Below are 24901 nucleotides of genomic sequence, written 5' to 3'. Positions count from 1 at the left end.
CCGCCTCACGGGTTGCAAGAATCTCCGTCATGGAGCAACAGACCGGTTCGGCGGCGACGTCGACGGCCGCATTCGAGCAGCGCCGCGCCGAGATCGTCGAACTCGCCGCGCAGCTGTTCGACGCCAACGGCTACGCGCAGACCAACATGATCAGCATCGCTCGCGCCGCCAGCCTACGCAAGGCGTCGCTCTACCACTATTTCCGATCGAAGGCCGAAATCCTCGTCTACATCCATCGCGCGCACACTGAAGCCCTCTTCGCCGACCTCGAGAAGGCGTCGGTGCCCGGGACCGCTCCCGAACAACGGCTGAGGTCGGTCACCCACGCGATCGTGCACCGCATGCGGTATCACAAGCACTCGGTCAGGGTCTTCTTCGAGCACGATCGCGAGCTCCCACCCGACGCAGCGCGCGAGATCAAGGCCCTCCGGCGCAGGTACCGCATGGCCGTCATCGGGATCATCGAGGATGGGATCCGCGAGGGATCGATCCGCCCGATCGATCCCTACTACGCCACGATGGCGGTGTTCGGGGTCACGAACTGGGTCTACCAGTGGTTCGAGGGAGATCCCGGTCACAACCCGGACAAGCTCGGTGCCATTCTCTGGGACTTCGTCTGGCACGGTCTTCGGTCTTGACTGCTCCCCGCCCTGAAGGACTCTGTTGCTCAATTCCGCACCTGTAACTGCACCAGCAGTACCTCGCACGCAATATCAACGGCTACCGGTGCCACAGCACCACAGGTGTGCCGTGCCCTACCTGCGGACCGGCCGACTGCTGGCCCGCTGATCTAGTGTCATGCCAGTTCAGCGGGCCGTGGTGCCTCGAACCGCGTGACCGGAGGAGCCGATGCTGGGATGACGGCAGGGCGACCGATGCCCACACAGGACGACGTGCTCGGGTACTTCAGCACGCTGTCGAACTGGGGACGGTGGGGCGACGACGACGAGCTCGGCACTCTGAACCACATCACCGACGACGTCCGATTGGCGGCGGCGCGGGCCGTGCGCCACGGCAGGAGCGTGTCGTGCGCATGGGAGGTTGCCGTACCGGAAGACATGGAGCGGTCGACGACGACGTGCCCGTGCGCCGCCGACATGCCGGGTGCCGAGGACATGCCGGTGCCCGGATTCCGCAACGACCGGCGCTGGGGCTTTTCGTCCGAGCGGCTCGGGATCACGTTCCACGGCAACACCCTCACCCACGTCGACTCGCCGTGCCACATCTTCTGGGACGGCACGATGTACAACGGGCGGTCGCACTCGTTGGTCGACGCTGCAACGGGATCGGCGTGGGCGGCTGTCACGGCGGCGGCGAACGGGATCATCACGCGTGGTGTCCTGCTGGACATTGCGAGGGTCCGCGATGTGCCGTGGTTGGAATCGGGGCAGGGTGTGTTTCCCGACGATCTCGAGGAGGCCGAGCGTCGCCAGGGTGTGCGGGTGCGATCCGGCGATGTGGTACTCCTGCGGACCGGCTATGGCCGCGTCCGGCACGAGGCCGGTGAGGCCAGCGGTTTCACGCAGGCCGGCTGGCACGCGTCCTGCCTGCCGTGGCTGCATGAACGGGAGGTCGCGCTGATCGGCGCTGACACCCCCCAGGACGTTCAGCCGTCGGGGTACGAAGACGTGTTGATGCCGGTTCACGCCGTGAGCCTCGTTGCGATGGGTCTGTGGCTGCTCGACAACTGCGACCTGGAGGTGTGCGCGACGACGGCTGCCGAGCTCGGCCAGTGGGACTTCCACCTCGCAGTCGCGCCGGTCCGCTTCGCCGGTACGTCCGGCAGCCCGGTCAACCCGATCGCCACATTCTGACCGCGGGACTCGCGCCCGACAGTGTCGGCACCCTTCACCGTCTGGGAGTCGATCAGCCTGCGCTGGGCTGCGGGTTACGGCCTTCGGCGATCCGCAGCTGTGCACGCACCACCGGGAGGATCTGCTCGGTGACCTTGTACTGTTCCCAGCGGTTGACGTACCAGTACACGGTCTGCCAGGGCGGGAAGTCGGCCGGCAGTTGCCGCCACGCGCATCCGGTGCGCACCACATAGAGGATCGCGTCCACCAACGCGCGGTGGGGATGCTTCTCCGGTCGGCCTCCGGTCTTCACCTCCGGCAGCAGCGGCTGGATCAGAGCCCTGTGCCGTGCCATTATTCAGAGCTGGCACGCTGACCTGCCGTTTTTGCCTCCCCTGCGGTCGTCTTCCCTGAGGTCGTGCGATGCTCACCGACCGTGCTGTTTTCGACCGTCCTACTTGATCACAGTCAGGCTGTTCAGCTGGCTGGGTTCACTCCTCCGCCGCTCCGCCACCAAGGACGTCGAAATCCTGGTACTCCGACACGAGGTCTCAGTCCTGCGCCGCCAGGTCGGCACAGCCCGCCCCTCATGGCCCGACCGTGCGGTCATGTCCGCACTGGCGCGCCTGCTCCCCCGCGACCTCCGCCACCACCGCATCGTCACGCCCGGCACCCTGCTGGCATGGCACCGCCGCCTGATCGCACGGAAATGGACCTACGCTAACCGACCTGGACGCCTACCAATCGATGCAGAACTTCGTGAACTGGTCATCCAGTTGGCCCGGGAAAACCCCCGCTGGGGCCACCGCCGCATCCAAGGAGAACTCACCCGACTCGGGCACCACATCGGCGCTGGCACCATCCGCCGTATTCTTGCCGCTGCCCGCCTGGGCCCCGCACCACGACGAGAAGACACCAATTGGCGCACCTTCCTACGCACCCAAGCGGCAGGACTGCTGGCCACCGACTTCTTCCACCTGGACACCATCAACCTACGCAGGCTCTACGTCCTGTTCGTCATGGAAATCCCACCCGACGCGTCCACATCCTCGGCGTGACAGAGCATCCCACCGCAGCCTGGACCACACAGGCCGCACGGAACCTCCTGATGGGGCTCGGCGAACGGATCAACCGGTTCCGGTCTCTCGTCCACGACCGCGACACCAAATACGCGGCCTCATTCGACGCGGTGTTCACCTCCGAGAACGTCGACATCGTCAAGACCCCACCCCGAACTCCCCGAGCAAACTGCTATGCCGAGAGGTTCGTCCGGACGGTGCGATCGGAATGCACCGACCGGATGCTCATCTACAACGAACGCCACGCCATCACGGTGCTTGACCAGTTCGCCCGACATTACAACGATCACCGCCCGCACCAGAGCCGCGAGCACCGCCCACCCAACCACGATCCCGACACCGTCATCCGCTCAACGCCCCGATCCACCGCTACAGCGTCCTCGGCGGCGTGATCAACGAATACCGACGAGCCGCCTGACCCAACCACAAACCCCCAGCTCACAGGCAGAGTTGCGAGTTTTGGCACGGCACAGGATGGACGTCAGGACCATCACGGACCTGCTCGGCTTTTCACGCAACTACTGGTCCGCCGTCGAGAACGAGCGCAAGATCCTCGCCGAGGACAAGCTGCGGTCCGTGCTCGATGCGTTCGATTTCGACGACGAGGAACAACGGGAACTGCTGGCCTTGCGCGCGACCTCCAAGGAACGCGGCTGGTGGGCCCGGTACTCGGCGCTGTTCGGAGAAGAACTGCTCAGGTTCTACGGCCTCGAACACGGCGCGCACAGCATCCGAACATACGAGAGCCTGCTGATCCCCGGACTGCTGCAGACGGAAGACTATGCCAGGGCATTGATCGCCTCGGACCACACCAACATCCGCCGGGTCGAAGTCGACCAGCGCGTGGACGTACGCATGACGCGGCAGCGGCGGCTCACCGACGATGATCCGCTCCAGCTGACCGCAGTCGTCAGCGAGGCGGCACTGCTTCAGCAGATCGGCGGACCAGACGTTCTACGGAACCAACTCCTGAGCATGGCCTCGCTCCTCGAGGAACACCCCGACACAGTTCAAGTGCTCGTGATTCCGTTCAGCGCCACGGCCGGCGGCGTGTTCGGCGCATCGACCTTCCACCTGGTCGACTTCGACAATCCCCGACTGCCCACCCTGGCATGGCAGGAAACCGTGACCGCCCAAAGCCTGATCGACAACGACGACCAGGTCCGGACCTGAGCATGACCCACGCTCAGGCGATGACCCACACCCTGGAGGCGAAGGAATCGCTGGTACTCATCCGCGAATGCGCCCAACGACTAGCATGACCAACATGAGCGTCACCCACCTGGACGACACCGGCGTTCAAGAGCAGCTTCAGCAGCTCGACCGGATCTTGTGCTGAGATCAAATTCGACGGCGATCGCGTCGCCATCCGAGACAGCAAATACCGCCGTGATCCAAGCAACGACCTGCTCCTGGAGCCAATTATCTCGGTGCCAGCAGTCGATTGGCCGGTAGTTTTGGCCGAGGTCGCCGGCCGAGCACCGGCTGGATCCAACCGCGCGATCAAGGTCGCACGCCATCCTGACGGCGGCGCGAGCATCCGGGTTATGCCTGTTGGCGAGTTCACGCTGTCGTATACCGCGAGCGAGTGGGATGCCTTCGTGGCCGGCGTCCGCAACGGAGAGTTCGACCTGCCGACCAAAGCCCAGCCAGGTGCATGACCTGCCGACACCCGGCGCGGCATCGCGAGACCAACGGGTGCTCCCGTAAGTGTGGTATCGCCAGCCGTCAGACTCCGAAGAGGCATGATCCGTTCACGGTTGGGGAAGTCCCACCTTACAGATTTTGGCCGCGCACTCAGCGTGGCTTTGAACTGCCGACAGATCCTCGACTATTCGCCCCGCACAAGACCTGAGCTGAGACCTCGATGCTCGTTGGTCCTACCATGGCACAACACGGCCGCAGTTCCGTATTCCATGTCCGCGCGGGTAATGCTCCCAATCTTGAGGGCATACCCACCCGACTGCAGCGTTCTGCGGTGTCAGGCGGCTTTGCGTAGTGGCGGGGCATCGCGCGGACGTTCGGAGATTCCGACCGTCATCAGGGCGATGTCGACGTAGCGGTCCGCGATCTGCTCCGGCGTGAGCGGGCCATCCGGCAGGTACCAGCGGGAGATCGACTGGCACATGCCTAGCAGTGCTCTTGCGGTTTCGGCAGGGTCGACGGCTGCGAACATGTCTTGCTTGAGCCCGTCCACCACGATGTCGGCCAAGGCGTTCTCCACGGCCTTGCGGCGAGTTGCGTATCGGCGCCGTTTGGGAGGTGAGAGGTAGCGGAGCTCCGTGTCGACCTGCGCGAGCCGAAGGCGACGCGTCACGTGCAAAACGATCGCCTGGACGACATAGACGAACTGCAAGTCCGGTCGACCGGGAGCCTCCGCCGAAGCCGCCCGGACCCGCCACGCGACGTCCTCGGTGCCCACCTCGAGCAGAGCTACCAGGATCGCTTCCTTGTTCTCGTGGTGGTAGTAGAGGGCTGGAACCGTCTGTCCCACGCGGCGCGCGATCTCCCGCACCGAAGCGCCGTGGAAGCCGTGTTCCTGGAAGACCTCGAGCGCGGCGGTCAGGATAGGGCTGAGGCCGAGCGGCTCGAAACTCCGCCAGTTGCGATCGCCAGCGTGGTTCGTCGCAGTCTCGGCGCGAGATCGCGTCATCGGCCTTCCCTGTCCTTCGCCCTCGACCGTGCGGCCGAGGGTTGCGAGCCGACGTGACGATCGCCTGGTGTACAGGTCAACGCGGAGCCATCCGAATTGCTCCGTCCAGCCGGATGGTGTCGCCGTTGAGCATTGGGTTCTCCACTATATGACGCGCGAGCGCCGCGTACTCCATCGGGTCACCCAGCCGCGACGGGTGCGGGACCTGCGCGCTGAGGGAAGCGATGGCCTCCTCCGACAACGTCGCAAACAACGGCGTGTGGAACAGCCCGGGGGCAATGGTGACCACCCTGATCTGCAGATTCGCCAAATCACGCGCAATCGGTAGGGTCATCCCCGCGATACCGGCCTTGGATGCGGAATAGGCTGCCTGCCCGACCTGGCCGTCGAAGGCGGCGACGGACGCGGTGTTGACGACCACCCCGCGCTCTTCACCGACGAGATCGGCCTGCCCAATGCGTTCGGCTGCCAGCCGGATGACGTTGAAGGTCCCGATCAGGTTGACGTTGATGGTCTTGGCGAACTCGTCCAGCGGAAACACACCGCGCTTGCCGACGGTCTTGACACTGCTGCCGATGCCGGCGCAGTTCACCACGATCCGCAGCGGTCCCAGGGCCTCGGCCTTGTCCAAGGCCGCGCCGATTTGGGCTTCATCGGTCACGTCCGCGGCAGCGAAGACCGCGCCCTCTCCGAGTTCCTTTGCCACGGCTTCACCGCTCGATGACGGGAGGTCGACGATGACGACCTTGGCCCCGGCACCGTGCAACTCGCGGACCGTGGCCAGGCCCAGGCCGGACGCGCCGCCGGTGACGATTGCGGCGACGTTGCGCACATCCATTTCAGTTCTCCTTCGTCGGGTTCAGGACACCTGCCAGGCGGTCCGAGATCAGGCCGGCCGCTTCGGCGATGATTCGATCGATCAGTTCGGCGACGGTGGGTACATCGTGAATGAGGCCCTGCACGAGTCCGGCGATCCAGATCCCGTGCCAGATCTCCGGTTTCCAGCACCTGCCTGCCACGCACTCCGGCGACGAGCTCGCGGACGTCCTCGAAGACTCCCCCGTCCTGGAGGATGGACACCACCTTCGTCGACACGTCGTTACGAGCAACCCGAGCAGTGTTGCGCAGCGAACGAAAGATCAGTTCGGTGTCGCGTTCGGTGGCTTCCACGAGACGTTGTTTGACGGCCTCGTGCCCCGGGGCCTCCCGGGTGGCGACGAACCGCGTGCCCATGTTGATGCCATCGGCGCCCAGCGCCAGCGCGGCCATGAGTCCTCGCGCATCGCCGAAGCCGCCCGAAGCGATCACTCGAATCGAAATATGTTGTGCAGCAGCTGGAATCAGCAAGAGCCCAGGGATGTCGTCTTCTCCCGGGTGCCCGGCGCACTCGAAACCATCGATCGAAATTCCGTCGACACCTAGTTCCTGCGCACTTGACCGCGTGACGCACGCTGGTGCATTTGTGCAGGACCTTGACACCACCCCCTGGAACGCGGGCAGGTGCTCCGCCGGGCTGGATCCCGCCGTCTCCACCACCGGGACGCCTGACTCCACGATGACATCGCGGTATTCAGCGTAGGGATGAGGCTTGATCGACGGCAGGATCGTCAAGTTCACCCCGAACGGCTTGTCCGTCAGCTCGCGGTAGTGTGCGATCTCAGCAGCCAGCGCATCCGGGGACGGTTGCGTCAATGCCGTGAGAAAGCCCAGCCCACCGGCGTTTGCCACCGCGGACACCAGCTCGGCGCGCCCGATCCATTGCATCCCACCTTGAACGATCGGGTATTCGACCCCGACGACCTCGCAGAACCGTGTCCGCAACACCGTTCGCCCCTCCCTGGCCGTCTCGGCCGACTCAACATAGCTATCGATCGCTAAATACCAAAGTGACGCTGGTCACCCTTCAAAACCACTGATAACCACATGCTCTTGACGAGTCCGGCTAGTTTAGCGATCGTTAGGTAACCAATCCAGGGAGGACTTCATGGTCGACTCCGCAGTCATCGTCGACGCGATCCGAACCCCATCAGGCAAGGGCAAAACCGAAGGGCAGCTGTCCGGGGTACACCCTGCCGAACTGCTCTCACACACGCTGCAGGCGCTGCTGAGCCGTACCGGCATCGACGCTGCGCTGGTCGACGACGTCATCGGCGGGTGTGTCGGCCAAGCCGGCGAGCAGGCGTTGAACATCACGCGGCACGCCGTACTGGGCGCGGGATTCCCCGAATCGGTGCCCGCCACCACGATCGATCGCCAATGCGGATCTAGCCAGCAGGCGGCACACTTCGCCGCCCAAAGCGTGCTGGCAGGGGCACATGACATCGTCATCGCCTGCGGCGTGGAATCAATGAGCCGGGTACCGATGGGCACGGCACCCATGGGGCAGGACGCAGCTGGACCAGCCGTAGCCGCACGCTATCCCGAAGGACTGGTCAACCAGGGTGTTTCCGCCGAACTGATCGCGGCCCGCTGGAAACTCGACCGCGCGGAACTCGATGCATTCGCCGCGCGGTCGCACTCACTCGCCGCAGCCACCGCCGCCAATGGCGGATTCGACCGCGAAATCCTTCCGGTCCCGATCATCGGAACCGACGGCGGCTCCTCCCTCGCATCATCCGACGAGACGATTCGTCCCGAGACGACAGCCGAGGGCTTGGGCAATCTCAAGCCATCATTCCGGAGTGACCGGATCGGCGCCCGGTTCCCCGAGATCGGCTGGCAGATCACGCCGGGCAACTCGTCCCCGCTGACCGACGGCGCGTCCGCGGTGCTCATCATGAGCGAGGAAAAGGCCAACGTGCTCGGTCTGCGCCCGCGAGCCCGGTTCCACAGCTTCGCGGTCACCGGGAGCGACCCGCTGCTGATGCTGACCGGCGTCATCCCGGCCACGCGGATGGTGCTCGAACGCGCCGGCCTGACCATCGACCAGATCGACGCCTACGAAGTCAACGAAGCGTTCGCCCCGGTTCCCATGGTGTGGCAGCGCGAGCTGGACACCGACCCCGACAAGCTCAACCCCCGCGGCGGAGCGATCGCGCTCGGGCATCCCCTCGGCGCATCCGGGACGAGGCTGCTGACGACCCTGGTCAACCACCTCGAAGCGACCGGCGGTCGGTACGGGCTGCAGACCATGTGCGAAGGCGGCGGCATGGCCAACGCCACCGTGATCGAGCGGTTGTGAGCGACACCGTGGAGCAGTCACTGGTCCCCCAACTGGAAGGCACTGTCGCATGACCACGCAGCCAGGTATTTCGTTCCAGCACGACCCGCAGGTGGTCGATGCGGTACGGCGTACCGAAGACCTCGTCCGGAAGGTGGTGTTGCCGGTCGAGGACGAGCACGGCGGCAACGCGCACATCCTGTCCGAACCCGCGCGTCGCGACTTGCAGGAGGCGGCCCGGCGGGCTGGGGTATTCGCGCCGCACGCGAGCACCGAGTTCGGCGGGCTCGGGCTGGACATGCGGGACCGGGCACCGGTTTTCGAGGCCGCCGGGTACTCGCTGTTCGGACCGCTCGCGCTCAACTGCGCCGCGCCCGACGAAGGCAACGTGCATCTCCTGGAGGCCGTGGCCACTGGCCAACAGCGGGATCGCTACCTCAAGCCGCTGGCGGCGGGGGAGGTGCGCTCGTGCTTCGCTATGACCGAGCCCTCCCCCGGCGCCGGCTCCGACCCGACCGCGCTGGCCACCACCGCCACTCGCACCTCGGCCGGCTGGGTGCTCAACGGCCGGAAATGGTTTATCACCGGGGCCAACGGCGCGAGCTTCGCCATCGTGATGGCTCGCACCAGCGGCGAACCCGGCGATCGGGGCGGTGCGACGATGTTCCTCGTCGACACCGCCGCTGCGGGGCTGACCCGAGTTCGAGACGTCGACACGCTCGACGAAAGCATGTTCGGCGGGCATTCCGAGCTGGTCTTCGACAACGTCGAGGTCGGTGAAGAAGCGGTTCTCGGTGAGGTCGACAAAGGCTTCGAGTACGCCCAGATCCGGCTCGGGCCCGCACGCACGACGCACTGCATGCGCTGGCTCGGCGCCGCCCGCCGTGCCGCCGACCTCGCCATCGAACGGGCGAACAACCGGCAGGCCTTCGGCGGGAAGCTGGGTTCGCTGGGCCAGGTGCAGGCGTTGATCGCCGACTCGGAGATCGATATCGAGGCGTCGCGTGCGCTGATCTACAAGACCTGCGCCGACCTTGACACCGGTGAGCCGGCCGCCCAGATCACCTCGATCACCAAGACCTTCGTCGCCGAAGCGGTCAACCGCGTCGTCGACCGGTCGCTGCAGGTCCACGGCGCGCTGGGCATCTCAGCCGACGCGCCGCTGGCCCGGCTGTACCGGGAAGTACGACCGTTCCGGATCTACGACGGCCCCTCCGAAACACATCGCTGGGCCATCGCCCGGCGCGCCCTGCGCAAGGCACGCCGATGAGCGCCCCCGAAGGCCTGGACCTGGCCCCGCTGCAGCGGTTCTTCGATGCTCAGGTGCCCTCTACGCAAGGTCCGTTGTCGGCGTCGCTCATCGCGGGCGGCAAGTCCAACCTCACCTATCGCCTCACCGACGGCATCCATCAGTGGGTGTTGCGGCGACCACCGCTCGGGCCGCTCACCCCCACCGCACACGACATGGCCCGCGAGTACCGCGTCATCGCCGCCCTCTCGGAGACCGACGTCCCTGTCGCACAACCGGTGGCGTTGTGCGAAGACCCCGACGTGCTCGGAGTCCCGTTCGCCGTCGTGTCCTACGTCGACGGTCTGACCATGCGCAGCGCCGATGACACGCAGCCGCTGCCGGTTTCGCACGCACAGCGCTGCTCGCACGCACTGGTGGACACGCTCGCCTCCCTGCATGCCGTACCCCATGACGAAATCGGGCTAAACGATTTCGGCCGTCCGTCCGGCTACCTCGAACGACAGGTCCGACGCTGGCGCAGCCAGTGGGACCGGGTCGCCACCCGCGAGCTACCGGACCTGCAGCAGCTGCACGACGCCTTAGCTCGTGCGCTGCCAACGCAGGCGGGGGAATCGATCGTGCACGGTGACTTCCGGCTGGACAACACCCTGCTCGATCACACCGACCCCGGCGTGGTGCGGGCCGTCGTCGACTGGGAGATGGCCACCCTCGGCGATCCGCTGGCCGATCTCGGACTGATGCTCGTCTACTGGGACCCGGTCACCGAGCCAGTGCTCGGCGTGCGGCACGCCATCGCCGCCAACCCCGGGTTCGCCCGTCCGGACGAGCTGGCCCAGCGCTATGCCACCCGCTCCGGCCGCCCCGTCGACAACCTCGGGTTTTACCGAGCGCTCGCGAGCTTCAAGCTCGCGGTGATCGCTGAAGGCATCCATCAACGATATCTCGCTGGGAAGACCGTAGGCAACGGATTCGACACCGTCGGCGCCGCCGTACCCGCCCTGCTCACCTTCGGCCTGGAGGCGCTTTGACCAAGACCGCTCTCGTCACCGGTGCCTCCCGCGGCATCGGAAACGCCATCGCCCACCGACTTGCCGCCGCCGGATACCGGCTCACGGTCTCCGCCCGCACAGAACCAGGACTGCTCACCGCAGCCGAGGAACTTCGTGCCCAGCACGGAGTCGACGTGCACCCGGTCGTGGCCAACCTCGCCGAGCCCGAGGCCGTGCAGCGGCTCGCCGCCGAACACTCTGCCCGCTACGAGCGCCTGGATCTGCTGGTGCCCTGCGGAGGTGTCGGCACCGCAGGGCCAATCGCCGAAGTACCGCTCAAGCACTACGACCTCACTCTCAACGTCAACCTCCGCTCGGTGTTCTTGCTGGTGCAGGCGACGCTTCCGCTGCTTCGAAAGACCTCCGCCGCCAGCCCGGAGAACGGCGCGAAGATCGTCGCGCTGTCGTCGATCACCGGCGTCGCCGCAGAACCGGGGATGTCAGCCTACGGCGCGAGCAAGGCCGCACTGATCTCCCTGTGCGAAACGATCACTCTCGACGAGCACGCCCGCGGGGTCACCGCCACCGCTATCTCCCCTGGATACGTCGATACCGACATGGCCAGTTACGCACATGACCAGGTCGATTCAGCCAGCATGATCCGCACCGGCGACATCGCCGAGATGGTCCTCGCTGTCTCCCGGCTATCAGCCAACGCCACGGTGCCGAACATCGTCATCACCCGACCAGGCACCGCGATCTGGCGTCCCTGAATCGCCCTGGCATCTACAACCCACGACAACCGCCTTCAAGACTAAGCAGGAGTGCACTGTGGAACGGTTGCTGTTCACCGCAGACCACGACGCCTACCGCGAGCTGGTCAAGGAGTTCGTCACCCGTGAGGTCGAACCGAACCTGCAGCGTTGGGACGACGAGCACCTGATCGACCGGGCTGTCTGGCGCGCAGCCGGCAAGCAAGGGGTCATCGGACTGAGCGTCCCCGAGGAGTACAACGGCGGAGGCCAACCGGACTACCGCTACCAATCAGTTGTCATGGAGGAGTTCGCAAAAGTCGGGGCAGCATCCCTGATCTCCAGCTTTTCGCTTCAGGACAACATCGTCATTCCCTACATCAACGACCTCGGCACTGACGACCAGAAACGGCGCTGGCTGCCGGGCATGGCCACCGGCGAGCTCATCGGCGCCATCGCCATGACCGAACCCGGCGCCGGCAGCGATCTGCAAGGCGTGCGAACCACCGCCATGCGCGACGGCGATGAATGGGTGATCAACGGGCAGAAGACCTTCATCACTAGCGGCATCAACGCCGACTTCGTCATCGTCGTCGCCCGCACCGAGACCGAGGCCAGCGCTCAAGGACTGAGCCTCATCGTCGTCGAGACCGGCACACCCGGATTCACCCGCGGCCGCAAGCTGGACAAGGTCGGCCTCCACGCACAAGACACCGCCGAGCTCTTCTTCGACTTCGCCCGCGTACCCGCAGGCAACCTCCTCGGTGAAGAAGGTCGCGGCTTCGTCCACCTCATGGAGAGGCTGCCACTGGAACGCATGTCCATCGCGACCTCTGCGCTGGCCAGTGCAGAAGCGATCTTCACGGAGACGAAGCGGTACTGCTTCGAGCGCAAAGCGTTCGGGCGGGCCATCGGTGACTTCCAGAACAGCCGGTTCGTCCTCGCCGAAATCGCCACCGAGCTCGACGTCACCCGCGCCTACCACGACGCCGCAGTGGTGGCCCTCAACAACGGCGAGCTGACCGGAACCGACGCTGCCAAAGCAAAGTGGTGGGCCACCGAACTGCAGAAACGTGTCATCGACCGCTGCCTGCAGCTGCACGGGGGCTACGGCTACGTGCTGGAATACCCCGTCGCCAAGGCATTTGTCGACTCACGCATCCAAACCATTTATGGCGGAACTACCGAGATCATGAAAGAGATCATCGGCCGTGACCTCGCGCGCTCAGAACACAACTAACGCACCAGACCTTCGCCAAACGCTGGCCGATGGACCCTGCAGCCGATGTGTGTGTCCGGCGTCCGGCATACGTGTGGTGCTGTGGCCGCGGTCCCACCTTGGCGGCCACAGCGCAACCCTCTACGGTTCCAGGGGATTGCCAGTCCCCCCCGAAATGTTGACAGGGGGCTTGTGGGGTTTCAGGCAGCCGCTCGGAGTGACTTCTCATAGTTGTTGGGACTGAGCATCCCGATCGCGGAGTGCCGCCGGGTGGTGTTGTACAAGATTATCCAATTGTCAACTGCGGCAACGAGTTCCGTCTTCGTTGCGTAGGCGTGGGTAGTATTCCTCGTGTTTGAACGTGGACCAGAACGATTCCGCGGGGCTGTTGGTCCCAGACACCACCAGCACCTATTTCGAGACCGGGCAGGCCGACGAGGCGGTGCCACGCGATCAGCACGGCAGGCGGGTCGAGCCGGATGCTCCTTCTTGCGGCCGCAGGCGAGACGGGGTTCCGCGCCATCCCCCAAGCCTAGTGACACGCCCCGCCACCAGGCCAACCAGCATTTCCCCAGCTCACACCCTTGATTCGCGGACTAGACCGTCACCACATCTGCGGAACGCGGGTGTATCGTGCTCCGGTTTTTCGAGGGGCTTTCTGTTGAGGAGACCGCTGAGCGGATGGGCCGGAGCCGGCAGTGCGTCCGCTCACTGCAGTTCCGCGCGGTACGAACCCTGGCAAAGATCGTCTCGCCGGAACTTGCCATCGCGTGACAGTCCGCATCCACCACAACCAGGTGAGCGCCCCGCGGAACTGGACACGCCCGGCAACGTCGCGTGTACGCCCACGGCCGGCCGACACGCCTTCCTTGCTTTCTCGTGGCGGTAGTAAAACGAAGGCACAGTGAGCCCGACCCGGCGCGAGATATCACGCAACGTTGCCCCGTGCTCGCAGGCGACACCGAAAGCCGTTCGCACTGGCCTGTTTGGTTCGTAGGGCTGACCGGCGAGCACGTCGCTAGCGTGCAACAGTTCGGCAGGCCGGCGCCAAGGTGCCACCGAGTGACCCTGCATCTCGGCTAGAAAGACCTCGCGAACTCCACCGCAGCTGTTCGGTCCGTAGACTGCATGAGCAAGGCGCGGCAACGGGCGACATGGCGCGCCGCGCCGAAGCCAGCCACTGCGACCAATAGCCCCTTCCACAGGTAGCCCACCACGGTGCCTTTAATCAGCCCGCCGGCAAGACCTTCACCGCGCAGAGCGACGATCTCATCAGCGATGTCCGGCCGACCGATGAGTTGGATCTTCAGCCCGAACTGATCCGACCAGAAATACGGCACCGCGGGCGGGGGCACCTCGGCACCAGTGATCGCCCGCGCCACGACCAGCGCCTGATCCGAAGTTGATGTCCAGTGCTCATGCCGCCGATGCCCACCCAGCGCGGGATCGGTCCAGGCGGCCATGTCGCCCACGGCCCACACGCCGTTCAGCCCCACGACCCGGCCATTGGCGTCGCACGGCACGCCGTCGACCAAGTCAAGCCCGGTGTCCGAGAGGTAATCAACCTCCGGCCGACCGCCGATCCCGACTACCGCCACATCCGCTTCGACCCGGCTCCCGTCCGAGAGATCGACGGCTGCTCCGGCGTCGCTGTTGGCGAACCCGGTGATCGCAACACCAAGACGCAGTTCCACACCGCTCTCGGCCATCAACCTCCCGGCGATCGCACCGACTTCCTCGCCCAACCCGCGCAGGAGCGGCACCGGGGCCGCCTCGACGATCGTGGTGGCGATGCCCTTTGCCATGGCCGTGCTGGCCACCTCGGCCCCGATGAAGCCTGCGCCGACCACCAAGAGCGTCTTGGCCGTGGCCATGTCCTCGCGGAGGGACAGCGCGTTGTCGAGCGTGCGGAGCGTGTGCACCGAATCCGGCTGTCCAGGTAGCTTGCGCGCCGATAAACCGGTGGCAAGTACGATTGCGTCCGCGGCCATGATTGAGCCGTCCGCGAACTCAACCTCGCCCGGGCGTAGTGCCACGGCTCGGAGCCCGAAGCAGGTGCGTGCTCCGAGTTCCTCGAGCGCCGCCGCATCTTTCAAAGCGATCCGCGCCGGTTCCCAATCGCCCGCGAGCAGCTGCTTGGAGAGCGGGGGACGATCGTAGGGCAGGCGCTCCTCAGCCCCAACGAGGGTGATCGAGCCCTCGTAGCCGACCCGCCGCAACTGCTCCACCGTGCGGATTCCGCCGAGCCCCGCTCCGACGACCAGCACGTGTTCCGGACTCATGTCCGCTCTCCTCTGTTTTCTCGATCAGATCAGCCGGCAAGGGTGAACCCGACTCGAAACGTCCGCGGTCCCGCGGTACCAGGAAGACCATTGCACCGGTGAACTCCGAATCGGGCGTCTCGAAGGAATCCCCCTTGCGGAGTACCGCGCTCGGGACCTCCCCGTGTTAGAGCACGCTGGAGATCCGTCCGAGGAACTCGCACGCCCCGACGGCTGTTTCAGAGACAGGGGCCGGGCCCCAGTCCGTAGCAGTGGTCAAGCGGGTCACGACCGCTCGGACGAGATGCGGATGGCTTCCGCCGGGCACATCGTGGCCGCGTCGGTGACCGCACCTAGATCCTCCTCCGGAACGTCGCCCTCCCGTAGGAGGATTACCCTCCCCTCGCTCCCAAGGTCGAAGTAGCCGGGAGCGACCGTGCACAGCCCAGCTCCAACGCATTTGCCGGAATCGACGGTGATCCGGGTGGTCATGCTCGTGCCTCCGCGAGGTTGACATTTGTTGGACGAAACGGTGGTGCCCGACGTTAGGCGCTCCGGGAGCGAAGGGGCCCAAGCGTTCTCCCAGCGTTTGTGGCGATGCCCAAATTCCGGGTTGATGCGCGAACATGTGGATGTTCGGGTCTCAGATGCGGACTAGCTGCTAAGCTGAGCGAACGCTAGGTAATGGAGATGCCACCATTGAGAGGGGTTCCGGGCATGTCCCAGGTGCAGGGCGGGCCGCGCGGCGATGTACGTTGGGACGAGTATCCGGAATCGGAACTATTGCCAGTCCTGCGGCACGCCCGGGACGCGTTCGTCGCGAACGGTTACAACGGCACGACGGTCCGGGACATCGCGAGCCGGATGGGCCAGACGGTACCTGCCATCTACTACTATTACGAGAACAAGCAGGCTTTGCTTGTCGCGCTGCTGCACCGCTCCATGGACGACCTGCTCGAGCGATGTCGGCTCGCCCAGCTCGAGACGCGGGATGACCCCGCCGAGCAGTTGACCGTCCTCGTCCGGTGCATCGTGCTCTACGTGGCCCATCGCCGAGAGATGGCGTTCCTCGACGCAGAGATCCGGAGCCTCGAGCCCGCGAACCGCGAGGCCTACGTCTTCAAGCGCGACCAGATGCAGGCGATGATCACCCGGGTCATCACGATCGGGATGGAGCGCTCGGTGTTCTCTCCCGGTGACCCGCACTCCGATGCCCGTGCGCTGATCATGATGCTTCGCGGTATCGCCAACTGGTACCGGCCGGGCGGCCACCTGGGCCCCGAGGATCTGTGCAGGCAGTACGTCACCTACGCCCTGCGACTCGTCGGCCACCAGCCCGTCTGAACGGCTCCGCTCGACGCTCCTCCCGTTGGTTCACTCAGGTGTCTCGGCGCACCTGCAGGTGCGCCGAGACACCTGACTTTGGGGATCACACCAAACTGCCGCTAGCGTCGATTGACCCCTGTCTCGCGTCGCCCTAACTTCCGAAGCTATCGAACGCTAAGTCGCTCAGATCAAGTGCGGCACTATTGCACGGCCTCGGCCGAATCCGCCGCCGCGACTATCCGAGATAGTGGAGTCGAAAGACATGACACGATGACAGAACTCCTCGCTTACCGGATGGCGGGGGCGTCTGCACCGCCGGAATGGTTCGAAGACTATTCGGCGGGCATGCAGTTCTCGAGCCCCAGCCGTGTCGTGACCGACGACGACGTCCGGGCCTACGTTCGGTTCTCGAACGACGTGCGGTCGGTGCTCGGCCAGACCGAGCCAGGCCCTCTCCCAATTCCCCGGCTCTACCTGTTCTGTCTTGGCGTCGGTCTGCTCCTGCACGCGGGCGGCGGCTACATCCCGACTGGCTTCGTCGCCTTCAGCGGTTTCGACGAGATTACCTACGGCCGGACGGCATCGGGGGGCGACGCGGTGCGGAGCAGTGCTGTCGTCACCGAGCTGGTCCCGCGCAACACGACCGGGATGGTGGTCTACCGACAGCAGACCACAGCCCTGGACGGAGAGGTACTCACCTCGTCGGTGCAGCGCATCCTTGTGCAAAAGAGGCCGACCGATGGCTGATCCCCTCCCGAGCGTTAGCGAGACGGTGACGACGCACGGTCGGACCGTCACCGACGCCGATCTGCTGGCCTGGGCAGGTCTGGTCCACGACTTCACCCGCCTGCACGTGGACGCCGAGTACATGAAGGACACCCCCTTCGGTCGGCCGATCGCGCATGGCTACATCGCGATGAACCTGTCGGTCGGGCTGATGTTCCCCGAGTTCGCCTCCTGGTACAGCCCCGATGGGCAGGACCGGGCACTCGGCTGGGCGAACGTGCGCTTCGTCGCCCCGGTGCACGTCGGGGACACCCTGAGCTGCTGCCGGACGGTCACCGCCGTATCGGACGACGAGATCGCCCACCGCGTCGAGGTCTTGAACCAAGACGGGACTGTCGTGATGACTGGGACCGAGCGGCTGGCCCCGCCGCATGCCGCCATCGAGACCGCAAGCGAGAGGAGCACGTGGTGACATCGCGCGAACAGGCAATGAAGCAGCTCGAGCAGCGCCGTGCCCGGATCCTGGAGCAGGGGGGCGAGGAGAAGGTCCGCCGACACCACGAGCGCGGTCACCTCACCGCACGGGAACGGATCGACCTGCTCTTCGACGCGGGCACGTTCGTCGAGATGGGCATGTTCGCCCACTCCGACCGTCCCGAGGTCGGCGAGGATGCCGCGGCCGATGGCGTCGTCACAGGGGTCGGTGCCATCGACGGGCGGAAGGCCGTCGTGGTCGCCATGGACGCGACCGTGCTCGGCGGCAGCAACGGGCGCATCGGCCTGCGCAAGCAGGGGCACATGAACTACCTCGCCGAGAGCAAGGGCGTGCCGCTGGTCGTGCTGGGCGACATGAGCGGGGGCCGCATCCCGGACATGCTCGACGCCACGTTCGCCGAGGTGAACGGGATGTACGAGGGCGAGTCGATCTTCGGCCTGCGGCACCGCCGTGTCCGGATCCCCCGCGTCACCGCGATCATGGGCACCGCGTACGGCGACCCGGCCTTCTATGCGGGTGCGTCCGACTTCGTGTCGATGACCGAGAACGCCTCCATCGGGCTCAGCGGCCCCCCGGTCGTCGCGGGTTCGATGGGCATGAAGATCACGGACCAGGAGCTCGGCGGACCCGCGGTGGCGGCCAAGGAGTCCGGCATCGCGCACACAGTGCTCCCCGACGACGCAGCGTGCATCGCCGCGCTGCGGACTTACCTCGGATACCTCCCCGCGAACGACACGCTCCCGGCTCCGCGGGTGGCCGACTGGCGGGAGCCGGAGCTCGACCCGGCCCGGCTCGTCGACCTCGTCCCCGAGGACTTCAAGCGCGCGTACGACGTCCGCGCCGTCATCGAGGGCGTCGTCGACGCGGACACCTTCTTCGAGACCCGTCGGGACTACGGGCGGGCCGTCGTGACGGGGCTGGCGCGCATCGAGGGCAGGTCGGTCGCGGTGATCGGGAACCAGCCCAAGTACCGGGCCGGTGTCGCCGACGCCCGCGCATTGCACAAGGCACGAGACATGGCCCGGCTGGCGGAGTCGTTCGACCTGCCGATCGTGTTCTTCGAGGATCTCCCCGGCGTGATGGTCGGGCCTGACTCGGAGCGCGAGGGCATCTTGCGGCACGCGATCGAGCTGCTCGACGTCGTGACCAACGCGACCGTCCCCCGCGTGACGGTCGTCCTCCGCAAGGCCTACGGATTCGGTTGGGTCCTCTTCGGCGGGTACCCCTCCGGAGCCGATTACGTCGTCGCCTGGCCGGACGCCCAGGTTAACTTCATGGCGCCCGCCACCGGGGCGATCGTGGTGAACAAGCGGCGGCTGGAGGAGGCGCGGGCCCACGGCGGAGACGAGGCGTACCGCGCTCTCGCGGCCGAAGTCGCGTCGGAGATGAACGACGGCAGCGCGGTGTGGCGCCCCGCGGGGCGCGCGGCGATCCACTCGGTCATCGACCCGGCTCGCACCCGCCAGGCCATCGTCGACGGCATTTTCGTCGGCGAGAGCTTCGTGCCGAAGGAGCGCCGCCGATGACGGAGTGGCCCTTCCCCGCCTCCGTGCTGGTGGCGAACCGCGGTGAGATCGCACGTCGGATCCTGAGGACCGTGCGCGAGCTCGGCCTGCGCAGCATCGCGGTGTATGACCCGGACGACCGCGACCTGCCGTTCGTCCAGGAGGCCGATGAGGCCATCGAGCTCGTGGGCTCGGCATTGCCGTCGCCCTACCTGGACGTCGCCCTCCTCCTCCGGGCGGCCCGGGACAGCGGCGCGGGTGCCGTCCACCCCGGGTACGGCTTCCTCTCCGAGCGCGCCTCCTTCGCACGGGCGGTGACCGATGCCGGCCTGCGGTGGATCGGGCCCGACCCCGGGGCGATTGAGGCGATGGGCGACAAGATCAACGCCAAGGCGCTGATGAGCAAGGCGGACATGCCGCTGCTCCCGGGTTCCGATGGCCCAGTCTCCGACCTGGCCGCGGCGCGGGAGGTCGTGGCGACAACGGGTTATCCCGTGATGGTCAAGGCCTCCGCCGGGGGCGGCGGCATGGGCATGGCGATCGTGCGGAACGACGCGGAGCTGGCCGTTCGCTTCGAGAAGGCCCAGGACCGCGCCCGGCACCTTTTCGCGGATCCGGCAATGCTCGTGGAGCGGTACGTCGAGCGCGCCCGCCACATCGAGGTGCAGATCTTCGGGCAGGCCGACGGCACGGTCGTCGCGCTCGGCGAACGCGACTGCTCGGTGCAGCGACGGCACCAGAAGGTCGTCGAGGAGGCGCCGTCCCCGCTGGTGAACGGCGAACTCCGACAGCGCCTCTGCGCCGCGGCGGTCCGGGCGGGCGAGGCGATCGGGTACCGCAACGCGGGGACCGTCGAGTTCGTGCTGGACACCGACACCCACGAGTTCTTCTTCCTCGAGATGAACACCCGGCTCCAGGTCGAGCACCCGATCACCGAGTGCGTCGCCGGCGTCGACCTGGTGGAGGCCCAGATCCGGACCGCCTTCGGCAGGGAAACCGTCGGCATGCCGTCGGCGCCGGAGCCCCGCGGACATGCGATCGAGTGCCGCGTGTACGCCGAGGACCCGGTGCGATTCCTGCCGTCGCCCGGCACCATCACGCGCTGGCGCGAACCGGCGGGCCCGGGAGTCCGGGTCGACGCGGGTTACGTCGAAGGCAACACCGTGTCGCGGCGCTACGACCCTCTGCTGGCCAAGTTGGTGGTGCACGGCGAGGACCGCGCGCAGGCGCTGGCCCGCGCCCGGACGGCGGTGGGTGGGTTCAAAATCGCCGGGGTCCGGACCAACCTCGAGTTCTTGAAGCGGGTGCTCGACCGCGCCGAGTTCATTGACGGGGCGTACGACACCTCGCTGGTGTCGCGGATGACGACGGGCTGAACCCGTCCCGAACCAGGAGGAATGCACGTGGCCACGATCCACGCGGAGATGACCGCGACGATCTGGAAACTCACCGTCGCCGAGGGCGACAGGGTGGAGAACGGGGAAACGATCGCTGTCCTCGAGTCCATGAAGATGGAGATCCCGGTCGAGGCGACAAGCGCCGGAACCGTCCGGTTCCGGGTCGCCGAGGGCGCCGATGTCGCCGAGGGTGCCGTGATCGCCGAGATCGACGGCTCATGACTCTCCTACGTGCCGCACTGACACGACCGGAAGGAAAGGGGTGACGATGTCACTGCAAGCCGTCATCGCCGGAGTAGGAGAGGTCCCGCTCACGGCTGACGGGTCGGGGCGTTCGCCCGACCAAATGACGTACCAAGCCGCCCTCGCGGCGTGTGCGGACGCGGGGCTCGAGCCGCACGAGGTCGACGGGGTCGTCAAGTACACCTACGACGGCTCACTCTCCGGGATGGCACTCCTCGCCACACTCGGCGCGAAAGACATGAACGCCGTGCTGGAGGTGCCCTCCGGCGGCGGCTCGTCCGTGGCGCTGATCGACGTCGCCCGCTCGCTCGTTCTTGCCGGGCGTGCCCGCGCGATCCTGTGCTTCCGAACCCTCACGGGCAAGGAATGGCTGGCCCAGATGACGCAACCGGACCCGCTCCGCCCGTATTACCTCGACGGGGCCAACTACCTGCGTTCCTCGGGCTGGACCGGCTACCTGCACATGTTCGCGGCTCTGTACCAAGAGTACGCGGCCCGTTACCCGATCTCGCGCGAGACGCTGTTCTGCTCGGCCAACCTGATGCGCCGCAACGCCGCACGCAACCCCGAGTCGCTGTTCACCGACCAACTGGACCGCAACACGTACTTCGACCCGGCCGCCCGGACCGTCGGACCCTTCACCAAGTACGACGAGTACGCCTCGGCGGACCTGTCCTGCGCAGTGCTCGTGACCGCCGAGGGGACGAGCGGCACAAGGGCACGGGAGATCGGGATCGTCGCGAGCGCGCAGTCCCACGGACCGGATCCCAAGACCTGGTTCGACCTGCGTCCGACGTCGAGCTCCTTCCCCGACAGCCCGAGCAGCGTGGCCGCCGACAAGCTCTACGCCGAGGCAGGGATCGGTCCCGAGCAGATCGACGTCGCCACGCTCTACGACTGCACCACCTTCACCTACCTCGACCTGGTCGAGACGTTCGGACTCTGCGGGCGGGGTGAGGTGGCCGGGCTCGTGGAGGACCAGGCGTTCCTGGCCGATGGCAAGCTGCCCGTCAACCCGCACGGCGGGGATCTGACCTGCGGGTACAGCGCCGGTTTCCGCCACGTTCTCGAGGCTGCCCGCCAGCTGCGCGGTGAGGCGAACAACCAAGTCGCCTCACCTGAGTACGCCTTGGTCTCGGCACCTCAGATCGGACCGACGTCGGCCGCGATCCTCCGCCGATTGGAGAGCTGAATGACCACGACCTCCTCCGCCCTCGCCCAGTGTTCCGTGGCGCGCGGCGTGCAAGGCCTCGCCGACGAGTTCCGCGAGATCGCCGAGGCCCACAAAACTCCGGTCGCTCAGCGGTGCGACCGGTGCGGGGCGGGGTTCTTCCCGCCCCTGCTCGGCTGCCGCGAGTGCGGGTCGCCGGAGCTGAGCTGGGTGTCCTGCGGCGTCACCGGCACCGTGGGCACCTTCGTGACCGTGCACACGGCCGAGGCGACTCCGAGCATGGCCATCCCCCGACGGCTGCTCGACAAGGTGCCCTACACGTCCGTCTACGTCGTGCCAGACGCGCTGCCCGCCGTCCGGTTGCCCGCCTTGATGCTCGGCGCGCAGCAGGAGCGCCTCGCCGTCGGGGCTCGGGTGCGGCTGCACGACGCGGACGGCCGGACGGTGCACGCCAGTATCGCGGACGACGACGCCAAGGAGGGGCGATGACTTCCACGACGACCGCTGCGGTGGAAAACGAGCGCACCGACGAGCTCCACATCCCGAGCGAGGAGACCAGCCCGTGGCTCACCGAGACCGCGTGGTACTCGTTCTGGTCGACAGACCTCGAGGTCGCCGTCCACATCTACCTGCGGTTCCGCCCCAACCTCGGCGTGCTGGACGCGTTCGTATACGGCTGGGGTCCGGGCGGGTCGGTCCCCTGGGACACGGCGTACTGGAAGGACGTCCACGTCGCGATGCCGGCGTCGATCCAGGACATGGAGCTCCCCATCGGGCTGCGCCACACGGTGGTCACGCCGTTGGAGCGGTACCGGCTGTCCTATACGGACACCCGCGGCTACAACGGCACGTTCGGCTTCGAGATCGACGTCGATGCCGTCTCACCGCCGTCCTACTTCGGCGGCAAGCACTTCGACCAGCCGGTCCGGATGACCGGCTGGATCGAACTCGACGGTGATCGCCGCGAGGTCGACTGCCTCGCGATGCGGGACCGCTCGTGGTACCGCCGAGGTGACTTCACCCTCTTTCGCTCGGCGTACTCCTACGCCTTGACCTCCGCCGACGCCGGGTTCCTCGCGCTCTACGCCGCCCCGCGCGACCGCGACATGCTGGTCGACGACCTCCCCCTCGTGGGCGGGCACCACGCGACGGCCGCCGGCCCCGCCGGTCTGACCTCCGGGGAGCGCCGGGTGCTTGAGCGGGATCCGCAGACCGGGCGCCCGCTGCGGCTCGCCGTCGACTTCGCGTGTGAGGACGGCGAGCGGCGCGAGGCACTGGGCCGGGTCCGCAACGGCATTGCCCTCGCCGCTAACACCAACATGCTGTCGTGGATGAGCATCGTCGACTGGAAGGTCGACGGCCGGACGGTCGTCGGCGAAGACCAGGAGATCTGGTCGCCGAGCCTCTGGCGCGCCTTCCGACACGGTGACGCCGCCGAGGTGTCACCGTGAGCGACCCGACCGTCGCCGCAGTCGCGGCCTACCTGCAGCAGGAGCTCGGCTCAGCGGTGCGCTACGTCGGCCGGGCACCTGGCAACTCCCATGACGGCCTGATCTTCGAGCGGGCGGGGGCCGCGGGCGGGAAGGTCCTCGCCCGGCTGGACCCGGCGGACGGTCCGTTCCTGCAGTACGACCCGGTCGGCGAGGAGTTGCTCATCAAACAGCTCGCCGTGGCGGGGCTGCCGGTCCCCCGTGCGCTGGCCCGAGCCGGCGCGGACGTTTGCGGCACATCGTTCCTGGTGCTCGACTGGATCGAGGGCGACGTCGTCTCACCCCGGGAGACCTCCCGGCTACCCGACACGGAGCGCAGGCGACTGGCCGGGGAGATGGTGGACACCCTGACCCGCATCCACAGCGTCTCCCCGGACGACGTCGCGGCTCTGCCCCGCCCTGATGGCCCGGGACCCGAGTCGTTGCTCACCGAGTTCGACCGGACGCTGGACGCTGTCAGCGTCGACACCCTCGCGCTCGACTACGCGAGGGTCTGGATGCAGCAGCACGTCGCCGAGTTGACCGGCGAGGTCGCGCTCGTCCACGGCGACTTCCGGCTGGGCAACGTCGTATGGGAGGCGGACCGCATCACCGGCGTGCTGGACTGGGAGACCGCCCGACTCGGCAACCCCCTGTTCGACGTGGGTTGGATGTGCATGGGCACCCGGCGTGGGACCGACCCAGTCATGGGCCTGCTAACCCGGGACGAGTTCCTGGCGCTCTACCGCGAGCGGTCTGGACGCGAGATCACCGGCCGGTCCCTGGCGCTGTGGCAGCTCGTCGCGACATGGGTGCGCGGCTGCACCGAACTCCGCCTCCTCAATCTCGCCCTGCGGACCGACGCCACTGCGGTGGATCCGCGGGACCTGTCGTGGCGATTCGGGCGCCACCGTACCGAAGCCGAGCTGTTGAGCCTCATCCAGGAGGTCGAGGACGATGATTGACGCCGCGAACGACTGGCTCGTCGAGCGGGTGGTGGGCTTGCTCGAGCACCAGGTGCTGCCTGCCGTCGAGGACCGCAGCGCCCGGACGGCGCTCCAGCTCGTAGTCGGGTTGCTGGACAATCTGGCTCCGAGGCTTGGCGCTGCCGCAGACCTGGCCTCGCGCGAGGACGGCCTGCGCCGCCGGCTCTGCAGGGACCTCCCACCCGATCTCGCCCGCCGGACCGTGCTCGATCCGGAGCAGGGCGGCGGCGGTCCAGACGAGGTCTCCCGGGCGCGGGTCTCCCGCGCCTTGCGCCTGGTGCGCGACGATCCGGAGGCGCTCAGCGAGCCCTCGACGCAGGCCTGGCTGTCGGCCTGTCGCCAGGAACTCGCCAGGACGAGCGCGCTCGAGATGACGCTGATGCGTTCCACCCGCTACTACATCTCTATGAGCAGCTGAACCGGG

29 protein-coding genes and 3 pseudogenes are annotated in these 24901 nt (G+C 66.8%); 24 read left to right on the top strand and 8 right to left on the bottom strand.

Annotated features, from left to right (window positions below; translation table 11 throughout):
• The first annotated feature begins 29 nt into the window (after positions 1–29).
• Entirely contained in the window at positions 30–638 is a 609-nt protein-coding gene (locus FDZ84_RS29740; RefSeq protein WP_168588566.1) for a TetR/AcrR family transcriptional regulator, read from the top strand.
• Positions 639–857: 219 nt separating this feature from the next.
• Complete coding sequence (locus FDZ84_RS29735) at positions 858–1814, top strand: cyclase family protein (protein WP_246868527.1); 957 nt, start codon at positions 858–860, stop codon at positions 1812–1814.
• A gap of 52 nt (positions 1815–1866) precedes the next feature.
• On the opposite strand, the gene FDZ84_RS29730 is transcribed toward FDZ84_RS29735, so the two are convergent.
• The gene (locus FDZ84_RS29730; protein ID WP_168588565.1) at positions 1867–2148 is read right to left on the bottom strand and encodes a transposase; all 282 of its coding nucleotides are present in this window, start codon (positions 2146–2148) and stop codon (positions 1867–1869) included.
• 253 nt (positions 2149–2401) lie between these two features.
• Between FDZ84_RS29730 and FDZ84_RS39545 the strand changes: the two genes are divergently transcribed.
• The 5 genes and pseudogenes from FDZ84_RS39545 (at position 2402) to FDZ84_RS39535 (ending at position 4533) form a co-directional block, all read left to right on the top strand.
• Complete coding sequence (locus FDZ84_RS39545; protein ID WP_246868526.1) at positions 2402–2851, top strand: IS3 family transposase; 450 nt, start codon at positions 2402–2404, stop codon at positions 2849–2851.
• A 50-nt stretch (positions 2852–2901) separates the two neighbouring features.
• Positions 2902–3264, top strand: a complete 363-nt coding sequence (locus FDZ84_RS38165; RefSeq protein WP_246868525.1) for a transposase — start codon at positions 2902–2904, stop codon at positions 3262–3264.
• Positions 3265–3346: 82 nt separating this feature from the next.
• Positions 3347–4045, top strand: a complete 699-nt coding sequence (locus FDZ84_RS29720; RefSeq protein ID WP_246868524.1) for a DUF5753 domain-containing protein — start codon at positions 3347–3349, stop codon at positions 4043–4045.
• Positions 4046–4182: 137 nt separating this feature from the next.
• Positions 4183–4257 (top strand): annotated as a pseudogene (locus FDZ84_RS40190) (DUF397 domain-containing protein); the annotation flags it as partial.
• Between the two features lie 72 nt (positions 4258–4329).
• The gene (locus FDZ84_RS39535) at positions 4330–4533 is read left to right on the top strand and encodes a DUF397 domain-containing protein (RefSeq protein ID WP_246868523.1); all 204 of its coding nucleotides are present in this window, start codon (positions 4330–4332) and stop codon (positions 4531–4533) included.
• Between the two features lie 320 nt (positions 4534–4853).
• Here FDZ84_RS39535 and FDZ84_RS29710 read toward each other — a convergent pair whose 3' ends face one another.
• The 4 genes and pseudogenes from FDZ84_RS29710 to FDZ84_RS41140 form a co-directional block, all read right to left on the bottom strand.
• The gene (locus FDZ84_RS29710; protein WP_168588564.1) at positions 4854–5525 is read right to left on the bottom strand and encodes a TetR/AcrR family transcriptional regulator; all 672 of its coding nucleotides are present in this window, start codon (positions 5523–5525) and stop codon (positions 4854–4856) included.
• Between the two features lie 76 nt (positions 5526–5601).
• Positions 5602–6363: a 3-hydroxyacyl-CoA dehydrogenase gene (locus FDZ84_RS29705; RefSeq protein WP_168588563.1), complete on the bottom strand. Its 762-nt coding sequence runs from the start codon at positions 6361–6363 to the stop codon at positions 5602–5604.
• A 1-nt stretch (position 6364) separates the two neighbouring features.
• Positions 6365–6544 carry a hypothetical protein gene (locus FDZ84_RS41145; protein ID WP_371812949.1) on the bottom strand — a complete coding sequence of 60 codons (180 nt, stop codon included), beginning with the start codon at positions 6542–6544 and terminating at the stop codon, positions 6365–6367.
• A gap of 124 nt (positions 6545–6668) precedes the next feature.
• Positions 6669–7289 (bottom strand): annotated as a pseudogene (locus FDZ84_RS41140) (NAD(P)H-dependent flavin oxidoreductase); the annotation flags it as partial.
• A gap of 220 nt (positions 7290–7509) precedes the next feature.
• Here FDZ84_RS41140 and FDZ84_RS29695 point away from each other — a divergent pair.
• The 5 genes from FDZ84_RS29695 to FDZ84_RS29675 are packed head-to-tail and all read left to right on the top strand — an operon-like array spanning position 7510 to position 12918.
• Entirely contained in the window at positions 7510–8706 is a 1197-nt protein-coding gene (locus FDZ84_RS29695) for a thiolase family protein (RefSeq protein WP_168588562.1), read from the top strand.
• Positions 8707–8755: 49 nt separating this feature from the next.
• Entirely contained in the window at positions 8756–9955 is a 1200-nt protein-coding gene (locus FDZ84_RS29690; protein ID WP_168588561.1) for an acyl-CoA dehydrogenase family protein, read from the top strand.
• A complete protein-coding gene (locus FDZ84_RS29685; RefSeq protein WP_168588560.1) occupies positions 9952–10965 on the top strand; it encodes a phosphotransferase family protein in 1014 nt (337 codons plus the stop codon). The genes FDZ84_RS29690 and FDZ84_RS29685 overlap by 4 nt, the downstream gene beginning before the upstream one ends.
• Positions 10962–11699: an SDR family NAD(P)-dependent oxidoreductase gene (locus tag FDZ84_RS29680; protein WP_168588559.1), complete on the top strand. Its 738-nt coding sequence runs from the start codon at positions 10962–10964 to the stop codon at positions 11697–11699. The genes FDZ84_RS29685 and FDZ84_RS29680 overlap by 4 nt, the downstream gene beginning before the upstream one ends.
• A 58-nt stretch (positions 11700–11757) precedes the next feature.
• On the top strand, positions 11758–12918 hold the full coding sequence (locus tag FDZ84_RS29675; protein ID WP_168588558.1) for an acyl-CoA dehydrogenase family protein: 1161 nt from the start codon (positions 11758–11760) through the stop codon (positions 12916–12918).
• Positions 12919–13097: 179 nt separating this feature from the next.
• Here the strand turns inward: FDZ84_RS29675 and FDZ84_RS41135 are convergent, their stop codons facing one another.
• A complete protein-coding gene (locus FDZ84_RS41135; protein WP_371812702.1) occupies positions 13098–13346 on the bottom strand; it encodes an IS3 family transposase in 249 nt (82 codons plus the stop codon).
• A gap of 178 nt (positions 13347–13524) precedes the next feature.
• Between FDZ84_RS41135 and FDZ84_RS29670 the strand changes: the two are divergent.
• Positions 13525–13671, top strand: a pseudogene (locus FDZ84_RS29670) (RNA polymerase sigma factor); the annotation flags it as partial.
• A gap of 305 nt (positions 13672–13976) precedes the next feature.
• On the opposite strand, the gene FDZ84_RS29665 reads toward FDZ84_RS29670, so the two are convergent.
• Together FDZ84_RS29665 and FDZ84_RS29660 are read right to left on the bottom strand one after the other, a co-directional pair.
• Positions 13977–15179: an NAD(P)/FAD-dependent oxidoreductase gene (locus tag FDZ84_RS29665; RefSeq protein WP_168588557.1), complete on the bottom strand. Its 1203-nt coding sequence runs from the start codon at positions 15177–15179 to the stop codon at positions 13977–13979.
• 264 nt (positions 15180–15443) lie between these two features.
• Positions 15444–15650 (bottom strand): ferredoxin, encoded by a 207-nt coding sequence (locus tag FDZ84_RS29660; protein ID WP_168588556.1) that lies wholly within the window; start codon positions 15648–15650, stop codon positions 15444–15446.
• Positions 15651–15875: 225 nt separating this feature from the next.
• Here FDZ84_RS29660 and FDZ84_RS29655 point away from each other — a divergent pair, with 225 nt between their 5' ends.
• The 11 genes from FDZ84_RS29655 to FDZ84_RS29605 all read left to right on the top strand — a co-directional run bounded on the left by FDZ84_RS29655 (position 15876) and on the right by FDZ84_RS29605 (position 24895).
• Positions 15876–16502 (top strand): TetR/AcrR family transcriptional regulator, encoded by a 627-nt coding sequence (locus tag FDZ84_RS29655; protein WP_168588555.1) that lies wholly within the window; start codon positions 15876–15878, stop codon positions 16500–16502.
• A 252-nt stretch (positions 16503–16754) separates the two neighbouring features.
• Positions 16755–17231: a hypothetical protein gene (locus tag FDZ84_RS29650; RefSeq protein ID WP_168588554.1), complete on the top strand. Its 477-nt coding sequence runs from the start codon at positions 16755–16757 to the stop codon at positions 17229–17231.
• On the top strand, positions 17224–17682 hold the full coding sequence (locus tag FDZ84_RS29645; RefSeq protein ID WP_168588553.1) for a MaoC family dehydratase: 459 nt from the start codon (positions 17224–17226) through the stop codon (positions 17680–17682). The genes FDZ84_RS29650 and FDZ84_RS29645 overlap by 8 nt, the downstream gene beginning before the upstream one ends.
• Positions 17679–19232: an acyl-CoA carboxylase subunit beta gene (locus FDZ84_RS29640; protein ID WP_168588552.1), complete on the top strand. Its 1554-nt coding sequence runs from the start codon at positions 17679–17681 to the stop codon at positions 19230–19232. The genes FDZ84_RS29645 and FDZ84_RS29640 overlap by 4 nt, the downstream gene beginning before the upstream one ends.
• On the top strand, positions 19229–20587 hold the full coding sequence (locus FDZ84_RS29635; protein WP_168588551.1) for an acetyl/propionyl/methylcrotonyl-CoA carboxylase subunit alpha: 1359 nt from the start codon (positions 19229–19231) through the stop codon (positions 20585–20587). Before FDZ84_RS29640 ends, FDZ84_RS29635 begins: the two co-directional genes overlap by 4 nt.
• A gap of 27 nt (positions 20588–20614) precedes the next feature.
• On the top strand, positions 20615–20830 hold the full coding sequence (locus tag FDZ84_RS29630) for a biotin/lipoyl-binding carrier protein (RefSeq protein ID WP_246868521.1): 216 nt from the start codon (positions 20615–20617) through the stop codon (positions 20828–20830).
• A 46-nt stretch (positions 20831–20876) separates the two neighbouring features.
• Positions 20877–22043: a hypothetical protein gene (locus FDZ84_RS29625; protein WP_168588550.1), complete on the top strand. Its 1167-nt coding sequence runs from the start codon at positions 20877–20879 to the stop codon at positions 22041–22043.
• On the top strand, positions 22044–22511 hold the full coding sequence (locus FDZ84_RS29620; RefSeq protein ID WP_168588549.1) for a Zn-ribbon domain-containing OB-fold protein: 468 nt from the start codon (positions 22044–22046) through the stop codon (positions 22509–22511).
• The gene (locus FDZ84_RS29615) at positions 22508–23473 is read left to right on the top strand and encodes a hypothetical protein (RefSeq protein ID WP_168588548.1); all 966 of its coding nucleotides are present in this window, start codon (positions 22508–22510) and stop codon (positions 23471–23473) included. Before FDZ84_RS29620 ends, FDZ84_RS29615 begins: the two co-directional genes overlap by 4 nt.
• Complete coding sequence (locus FDZ84_RS29610; protein WP_168588547.1) at positions 23470–24456, top strand: phosphotransferase family protein; 987 nt, start codon at positions 23470–23472, stop codon at positions 24454–24456. Before FDZ84_RS29615 ends, FDZ84_RS29610 begins: the two co-directional genes overlap by 4 nt.
• A complete protein-coding gene (locus tag FDZ84_RS29605) occupies positions 24449–24895 on the top strand; it encodes a hypothetical protein (RefSeq protein ID WP_168588546.1) in 447 nt (148 codons plus the stop codon). The genes FDZ84_RS29610 and FDZ84_RS29605 overlap by 8 nt, the downstream gene beginning before the upstream one ends.
• The last annotated feature ends 6 nt before the right edge of the window (positions 24896–24901 follow it).

The sequence above is a fragment of the Saccharopolyspora sp. ASAGF58 genome (genome assembly GCF_012277335.1).
GTDB lineage: Bacteria > Actinomycetota > Actinomycetes > Mycobacteriales > Pseudonocardiaceae > Saccharopolyspora > Saccharopolyspora hattusasensis.
Note: the sequence above shows the minus strand (reverse complement) of the source record. Positions and strands in the feature narration are given on the sequence as shown.